The sequence below is a fragment of the Fibrobacter sp. genome (assembly GCF_017545445.1).
Classification (GTDB): domain Bacteria; phylum Fibrobacterota; class Fibrobacteria; order Fibrobacterales; family Fibrobacteraceae; genus Fibrobacter.
Genome location: NZ_JAFWOM010000076.1, coordinates 1 through 3949 on the forward strand (window position 1 = coordinate 1; position 3949 = coordinate 3949).

Annotated in this window: 4 protein-coding genes; all 4 read right to left on the reverse strand. The window is 53.5% G+C overall.

Annotation, left to right across the window (positions count from 1 at the left end; genetic code table 11):
* A partial coding sequence (locus IKG78_RS08875; RefSeq protein ID WP_290942470.1) for a dipeptide/oligopeptide/nickel ABC transporter ATP-binding protein occupies positions 1–687 on the reverse strand: 687 nt, incomplete at its 3' end.
* Positions 677–1675 (reverse strand): ABC transporter ATP-binding protein, encoded by a 999-nt coding sequence (locus IKG78_RS08880; RefSeq protein WP_290942473.1) that lies wholly within the window; start codon positions 1673–1675, stop codon positions 677–679. The genes IKG78_RS08880 and IKG78_RS08875, both read right to left, overlap by 11 nt.
* Positions 1676–1687: 12 nt before the next feature.
* The gene (locus IKG78_RS08885) at positions 1688–2533 is read right to left on the reverse strand and encodes an ABC transporter permease (RefSeq protein ID WP_072829891.1); all 846 of its coding nucleotides are present in this window, start codon (positions 2531–2533) and stop codon (positions 1688–1690) included.
* A 2-nt stretch (positions 2534–2535) separates the two neighbouring features.
* A partial coding sequence (locus tag IKG78_RS08890; RefSeq protein WP_290942475.1) for an ABC transporter permease occupies positions 2536–3949 on the reverse strand: 1414 nt, incomplete at its 5' end.

Below are 3949 nucleotides of genomic sequence, written 5' to 3' on the forward strand. Positions count from 1 at the left end.
GTTCACGATCTTACCGTCGTGCATAATGAAGATACGGTCAGAAACGTAGTTTGCAAGACCGATATCGTGAGTCACGAACACCACGGTCATCTTCAGCTCGTCTTTCAACTTGCGGAGGTAATCGAGGATGTTTGCACGCACGCAGGCGTCCACCATGGAGGTCGCTTCGTCAGCGATAAGGACCTTCGGACGGAGCGCGAAGATACGGGCGAGAAGCATACGCTGCATCTGACCACCGGAGAGTTCGAACGGATACTTGCCTTCGATATCGGCAGGGGTAACGTTCACGGCCATGAGGCCTTCGTCAACGCGGCGACGGACTTCTTCCTTGGACGGCTTGTCCTTCAAGATGTTGAGAGCGTCTTCGAGCTGGCTACGGATAGTGAAGAACTGGTTGAAGCAGCCGAACGGGTCCTGGAACACGGACTGAACTTCGTTCCAGTGGTCCTTCAGGTTCTTGATCGGCTTGTCGCGATAGAGGAACTGACCGCGAGTCGGCTGGTAAAGACCGAGCATGATCTTTGCAAGCACGGACTTGCCGCAACCGGAACCACCCACGATGGAGATGAACTCTTCGTCGTAGATGTCAAAGGAAACGTCCTTGACGGCAGTCTTCAGGCTCTTGCCGGCACCGAAGTCCTTGCTGATGCGCTTGGCAGAAAAAACAATAGGCTTATCACTTTGCATAATCGCACCTCACGTCACGATCGCCGACAATGCGGAGATTCTGGGTATTCTTCTTGCAGTCCGGGCATGCCTTGCTGCAACGCGGAGCGAAGCGGCAGCCCACAATCTTGTTCTTGAGGCTAGGAGGAGCACCTTCGATAGCCACCGGATGGCGGCCACGCTGGCTTGCCTCGGTACTGAGCATAGCGCCCATCAAGGCCTGCGTGTACGGATGACGCGGATCCTTGACGACCTGTTCTGCAGTACCCTTTTCCACGATTTCGCCCGCGTACATGATGGCGATGTTGTCGGCCACGTGGTAGAGGAGCGGAAGTTCGTGGGTAATGAAGATCATCGTGGAGAAGATGCCCTTGTCGAGCAAGTCAAAGATCATCTTGATCACTTCTTTCTGCGTGGAAACGTCCAAAGCAGAAGTCGGTTCGTCAGCGATAACCATTTGCGGGTTCAAGAGCGTGGAAATACCGATAACAGAACGCTGGCGTTCACCGGCGGTAAGCTGGATCGGGAAAGAGTTCAACACGCGCTTCGTGTCCATGCCGAACAAGTCAAAGCGTTCGCAAAGGCGATCATAGACTTCGTTCTTGTCGATTGCCTTGCCCGGCTGCTGGTGGGCAGCAATCACGTCGGCAGCAATATCCTTGATCTTGCGGACCGGGTTCAGAGCGTTGAAAGCGCCTTGAGGAATCATGGAGACCTTCTGAGCGAGGACGTTTGCACGCACGTCTTCGATAGAACGGTTCATGAGGGATTCCATCTTGTCGCCGCTCTTGACGCGGACGTCACCGGATTCCGGATAAAGCGGAGGAATGCACATACCCATAAGGCCAGAGACGAGCGTCGATTTACCGCAACCCGATTCACCGGCGATACCGAGAATTTCCCCCTGCTTCATGGAGAAGGACACGTCTGTAACAGCGTGAGTCTTGTCTCCAAAACGGCCGAGGTAGTAAAGACCCAAGTGGTCAACTTCAAAAACATTATCAGACATTTTTTATACCTCTTACTTGCGCAGACGCGGGTTGAAGACGCCTTCCATAGAAGTGTTAATCAAGTACAGAGCAAACACCGTGAGGGTAACGACAATCGTTGCCGGGATGAATGCGATCCAGATGGAGTCGGAGAGAGCACCGTTGTCCTTAGCCTGGTTCAAGATGATGCCGAGGCTGGTGGAATCGACAGGGCCAAGACCGATCATGGAGATGGAAGCTTCGGAAAGGATTCCGGAAGACACCTGCATGATGAACACCATGAACACGTACGAGAGCAAGTACGGAAGCACATGCTTGATCACAATCGTGAGTGTCGATGCACCGTTGATGCGGGCAAGGGCGATGTGGTCGCGGCTACGGAGAGAAGATGCCTGGGCGCGAACGGCACGGGCAGACCAGCTCCAAGCGGTAAGACCGATGATGAGACCAATCAAAGTGAGGGAACGGCCATCCTTAACAGCGGAGCTGATAAGAACGAGAATCACGAACTGCGGAATCACGATGAAGATGTTGGTGAGCATGTTCAATACTTCATCAACCCAGCCACCGCGGAAACCGCCGAACAGACCGATAAGCACACCGATTGTCGTAGCAATGATACCTGCAACGAAGCCCACATAGAGAGAGCTGCGAAGGCCTGCAATCAAGAGAGAAACGTAGTCACGGCCAAGGTGGTCCGTGCCGAGCCAGTGGGCAGAGCTAGAACCTGCGTACGGGCCTGCGACAATGTCACGAGCGTGAGTATCTACGTTGTAGAAAAGAGGTCCAAAGATGGCGATGAGGAGCGTGAGCACGAAGATGGACACGCCAATCACGAACATCGGGGACTTGAGAAGGTTTCTTAAAAGCTTACCCATGATTACTTACCTCCCATCTGGAGACCGGCCTTGACACGCGGGTCAAAGACAGCGATCAAAACGTCAACTGCAAAGTTTGCAACGAGAACGCAAGTAGAAATCATCAAGGTGCAACCCTGGATTGTTGCGTAGTCGTTCTTCTGAATGGCATTGAGCATTGCCATACCGAGACCCGGATAAGAGAAGATCATTTCGGTAATGAGAGCGCCACCCACCATGGCACCGAGGCTCTGGGCAAGGCCAGTGAGCTGCGGGAGCATAGCGTTGCGGAACACGTAGCTGATGATCTTACCTTCGCGCAGCCCGAGCCACTTTGCATACTTCATGTAATCAGTACCGAGTTCGTAAATGGACATGGAACGCATACCCGTTGCCTGACCCGAAAGAAGAATCGGGAACACCGAGAAGAACGGGAGCACGTAGTACCAGCTGACGCTCTTGAAGCAAGACCAGCTGAACGTGAGTTCTGGAATGTCCGGGCTGTAGGCGCCCATAGCCGGGAACCAGCCGAGCGTGATGGAGAAGAACGCCACCAAAAGCATACCGAACACGAAGAACGGCACACCGTTGAGGAACATGGCGCACGGGAAGAATACTTTGTCAAAAATGCCGCGCTTGTATGCAGCGAAAGCACCAAGGAGGTTACCCACAATCCAACCGAGGAGAATCGTCGGAGCCTGGATAGCGAGCGTCCACGGGAGGGACTTCTTGATAACATTTGTCACAGGTTCGTTGTTCTGGTAAGAGAGACCGAGGTCACCGTGGAACACCTTGCCGATATAACTAAAGAACTGAGAAACAGCGGACGAGAGCTTCGGGTCGGTTTTCATGACCGGCTGTTCGACCATGACGGTGTCGAGACGTTCGGCCTGGACCTTTTCCATGACAGGGACTTTATCAGCAGCAGAGACTTCGGCCTTTGCTCCCTTCTTGCCCTTCTTGGCCATCTTCATCTTCTTAGCTTTCTTGGCCTTCTTGCCTTTCTTGCCCTTGTGGTCGGCAGGAGATTTTTCGACAAACACCGGATTGCCAGCTTCGTCGAGTTTCTGGCGTTCGACCATCACCGGCTGACCGGCCTCGTCGAAGAGCTTGACAGCATTCACGACCGGCTGGCCGTTGTCGTCGAGCTTCGGAACCTTCTGCATCACAGGATTGCCGTTAGCATCTGTTTCCGGTTCGTAAATAACGTTACCCTGGTCGTCCAATTCAGCCATGCCAAAGGACACAAGGAGTTCAGCCTTTTTCTTCTGAGCTTCAGTCGGAGAAAGGCCCTTGCCGGCTTGACCCATGATGATGTCAACCGGGTTGTTGTCGCCGAGACGCGGCAACGCGAAGTTGAGTGCCACTGCGCAGACGAAGGTCAGCAAGTACCAGAACGCCTTCTGCAGGACATAACGTAGCATAGGATATTGTTTA